Annotated in this window: 2 rRNA genes; both read left to right on the top strand. The window is 46.1% G+C overall.

The window, feature by feature from the left end:
- Positions 1 to 34: 34 nt before the first annotated feature.
- Positions 35 to 1557, top strand: a 16S ribosomal RNA gene (locus tag OF364_RS02960).
- 194 nt (positions 1558 to 1751) lie between these two features.
- A 23S ribosomal RNA gene (locus OF364_RS02955) occupies positions 1752 to 4654 on the top strand.
- Together the 16S and 23S rRNA genes form the textbook arrangement of a ribosomal RNA operon.
- Positions 4655 to 4731 lie beyond the last annotated feature (77 nt).

The following is a 4731-nucleotide window of genomic DNA, read 5'->3' as shown; positions in this document are numbered from 1 at the left end:
AAAAAACAAAACAAAAACATAATAACCAAAATCAAATTTTAAGAGTTTGATCCTGGCTCAGGATGAACGCTGGCTGTGTGCCTAATACATGCATGTCGAGCGAGGTTTCTTTTGAAATCTAGCGGCGAATGGGTGAGTAACACGTGCTTAATCTACCCTTTAGATTGGAATACCTAATGGAAACATTGGCTAATGCCGGATACGCATGGAACCGCATGGTTCTGTTGTGAAAGGAGCTCCAAAGCTCCGCTAAAGGATGAGGGTGCGGAACATTAGTTAGTTGGTAGGGTAATGGCTTACCAAGACTATGATGTTTAGCCGGGTCGAGAGACTGAACGGCCACATTGGGACTGAGATACGGCCCAAACTCCTACGGGAGGCAGCAGTAGGGAATCTTCCACAATGAGCGAAAGCTTGATGGAGCGACACAGCGTGCACGATGAAGGTCTTCGGATTGTAAAGTGCTGTTATAGGGAAAGAACACCTGGTTGAGGAAATGCTTCCAGGCTGACGGTACCCTGTCAGAAAGCGATGGCTAACTATGTGCCAGCAGCCGCGGTAATACATAGGTCGCAAGCGTTATCCGGAATTATTGGGCGTAAAGCGTTCGTAGGCTGTTTATTAAGTCTGGAGTCAAATCCCGGGGCTCAACCCCGGCTCGCTTTGGATACTGATAAACTAGAGTTAGATAGAGGTAAGCGGAATTCCATGTGAAGCGGTGAAATGCGTAGATATATGGAAGAACACCAAAGGCGAAGGCAGCTTACTGGGTCTATACTGACGCTGAGGGACGAAAGCGTGGGGAGCAAACAGGATTAGATACCCTGGTAGTCCACGCTGTAAACGATGATCATTAGTCGGTGGAGGATTCACTGACGCAGCTAACGCATTAAATGATCCGCCTGAGTAGTATGCTCGCAAGAGTGAAACTTAAAGGAATTGACGGGGACCCGCACAAGCGGTGGAGCATGTGGTTTAATTTGAAGATACGCGGAGAACCTTACCCACTCTTGACATCCTTCGCAAAGCTATAGAGATATAGTGGAGGTTAACGGAGTGACAGATGGTGCATGGTTGTCGTCAGCTCGTGTCGTGAGATGTTTGGTCAAGTCCTGCAACGAGCGCAACCCCTATCTTTAGTTACTAACGAGTCAAGTCGAGGACTCTAGAGATACTGCCTGGGTAACTGGGAGGAAGGTGGGGATGACGTCAAATCATCATGCCTCTTACGAGTGGGGCAACACACGTGCTACAATGGTCGGTACAAAGAGAAGCAATATGGCGACATGGAGCAAATCTCAAAAAGCCGATCTCAGTTCGGATTGGAGTCTGCAATTCGACTCCATGAAGTCGGAATCGCTAGTAATCGCAGATCAGCTATGCTGCGGTGAATACGTTCTCGGGTCTTGTACACACCGCCCGTCACACCATGGGAGCTGGTAATACCCAAAGTCGGTTTGCTAACCTCGGAGGCGACCGCCTAAGGTAGGACTGGTGACTGGGGTGAAGTCGTAACAAGGTATCCCTACGAGAACGTGGGGATGGATCACCTCCTTTCTACGGAGTACATTGTTATGGAAAAATTATTCGTATCCAGTTTTGAGAGATTTATCTCTCTTGTTCTTTGAAAACTGAATATCGACATTGAAAAATTAAAATTATTAATATTTCAAAGTTTAGATCAACCTATAGAATAAACATCTATAATAAAAAGACAAAACAATAGGTCATACATAAATATAAATTAAAACTATTAAACAAGATAAGAGTTTTTGGTGAATGCCTTGGGTCTGGAAGTCGATGAAGGACGTGATTACCTGCGATAAGCCTCGGTTAGCTGGAAATAAGCTGTGATCCGGGGATTTCCGAATGGGGAAACCTAGTTGAGCTAATACCTCAATTATCATATCGATGAATACATAGTCGAATGAAGAGACACGCTGTGAATTGAAACATCTCAGTAGCAGCAGGAAAAGAAAATAAAGAATGATTCCCTCAGTAGTGGCGAGCGAAAGGGGAAAAGCCTAAACCAGCATTCGTTGCTGGGGTTGTAGGACTACATTTAGAGTTACAAAATTTACATATAGCAGAATAAGTTGGAATGCTTAAACATAGAAGGTGAAATTCCCGTATGCGAAATGTGTAAATCTCGTTGTAGTATCCTGAGTAGGGCGGGGCACGTGAAACCCTGTTTGAATCCGCCGGGACCACCCGGTAAGGCTAAATACTAACCAGACACCGATAGCGAACTAGTACCGTGAGGGAAAGGTGAAAAGAACCCCGGGAGGGGAGTGAAATAGATTCTGAAACCAATTACTTACAGTTAGTCAAAGCCCGTTAATGGGTGATGGCGTACATCTTGCAGAATGGACCGGCGAGTTATGTCAACATGCAAGGTTAAGTGGATTAAAGCGAAGCCGTAGAGAAATCGAGTCTTAATAGGGCGCTTTAGTATGTTGATATAGACCCGAAACCAGGTGATCTACCCATGAGCAGGTTGAAACTTAGGTAACACTAAGTGGAGGACCGAACCGTAGTACGCTAAAAAGTGCCCGGATGACTTGTGGGTAGGGGTGAAATTCCAATCGAACTTGGAGATAGCTGGTTCTCTCCGAAATAGCTTTAGGGCTAGCGTGTAGTGTTAAGTGATGGGGGTAGAGCACTGAATATGGAATGGCGGCGCCTAGCCGTACTGACTATAATCAAACTCCGAATACTATCATGAATTACTATGCAGTCGGTACATCGGTGATAACGTCGATGCACGCGAGGGGAACAACCCAGATCGTCAGCTAAGGTCCCAAAATTGTGTTAAGTGAGAAAGGTTGTGGAGTTTCTTAAACAGCTAGGATGTTGGCTTAGAAGCAGCCATCGTTTAAAGAGTGCGTAATAGCTCACTAGTCGAGAGACTCTGTGCCGATAATTTAACGGGACTAAAACACAATACCGAAGCTACGGGCATGAAAATGCGTTAGGAGAGCGTTGTAAGGGCATTGAAGCCAGACTGTGAAGACTGGTGGAGCGCTTACAAGTGAGAATGCCGGTATGAGTAACGATTCAGAGTGAGAATCTCTGACGCCTATTGGGGAAGGTTTCCTGGGCAAGGTTCGTCCACCCAGGGTTAGTCGGGCCCTAAGACGAGGCCGAAAGGCGTAGCCGATGGACAACAGGTTAATATTCCTGTACTACCTTTATGAATGTGATGGAGTGACGGGGGAGGATAATACTACCACTTATTGGATTGTGGGGTAAGTAGTAACTGGGTTATGTAGGCAAATCCGCATAACTTAACCGGGAGCTACGATGCATAGTGAAAGGGCAACCAAGTAGCGAATTGTATGATTTCATACTTCTTAAAAAAGCTTCTAGCGCTAAATTCATAGAGACCCGTACCGAGAACGAACACACGTCCCCAAGATGAGTATTCTAAGGCGAGCGAGAAAACTAATGTCAAGGAACTCTGCAAAATCATCCCGTAAGTTCGCAAGAAGGGATGCCCACCCTAAAAAGTGGGCCGCAGTGAATAGTAAGGGGGAACTGTTTATCAAAAACACAGCTCTATGCTAAGTCGTAAGACGATGTATATGGGGTGACTCCTGCCCAGTGCCCGAAGGTTAAGCAAAGGTGTTAGCTTTATGCGAAGCATTGATGTGAAGCCCGGGTGAACGGCGGCCGTAACTATAACGGTCCTAAGGTAGCGAAATTCCTTGTCGGCTAAATACTGACCTGCACGAAAGGAGTAATTATCTCTTAACTGTCTCGACATTAGACTCGGTGAAATTATGGTTCCGGCGAAGACGCCGGAGACCCGCATCTAGACGAAAAGACCCCGTGGAGCTTTACTATAACTTCATATTGAAGTTTGATTTAACTTGTGTAGGATAGGTGGGAGACTATGATGCTTGGACGCTAGTCCAAGTGGAGTCAGCGTTGAAATACCACCCTTGTTACGTTGAACTTCTAACTTATTGCCATGATCTGGCAAGAGGACAGTGTGTGGTGGGTAGTTTGACTGGGGCGGTCGCCTCCTAAAGGGTAACGGAGGCGTTCAAAGTTACACTCAATACGGTCAGAAACCGTATCAAAGAGCATAAAGGTAGAAGTGTGATTGACTGTGAGACCTACAAGTCGAGCAGGTGCGAAAGCAGGACTTAGTGATCCGGCGGTTCTTCGTGGAAAGGCCGTCGCTCAACGGATAAAAGCTACCCCGGGGATAACAGGCTTATCTTTCCCAAGAGATCACATCGACGGGAAGGTTTGGCACCTCGATGTCGGCTCATCGCATCCTGGAGCTGGAGTCGGTTCCAAGGGTTGGGCTGTTCGCCCATTAAAGCGGTACGCGAGCTGGGTTCAAAACGTCGTGAGACAGTTTGGTTCCTATCTGATGTGGGCGTTGGAATATTGATGAGAGCTACTCTTAGTACGAGAGGACCGGAGTGGACGTACCGATGGTGTGCCAGTTGTTTCGCCAGAAGCATAGCTGGGTAGCCAAGTACGGCAGGGATAACCGCTGAAAGCATCTAAGCGGGAAGCCCCCTCAAAGATGAGTATTCCCTATTAAATTCCTTATAGACTATGAGGTTGATAGGCTGGAGGTGTAAGTACAGCAATGTATTCAGCTGACCAGTACTAATAAATTGATTGGTTTAATAGTGATTCTATAGAAGTAATCTAAATTATTTATCGATATTCAGTTTTCAGAGAACAAATTAAGCGATGAGCCGCAAAAAA

This window comes from Mycoplasma enhydrae, from assembly GCF_025779955.1.
GTDB classification, from domain to species: Bacteria; Bacillota_I; Bacilli_A; order Mycoplasmatales; family Metamycoplasmataceae; genus Metamycoplasma; species Metamycoplasma enhydrae.
Note: the sequence above shows the minus strand (reverse complement) of the source record. Positions and strands in the feature narration are given on the sequence as shown.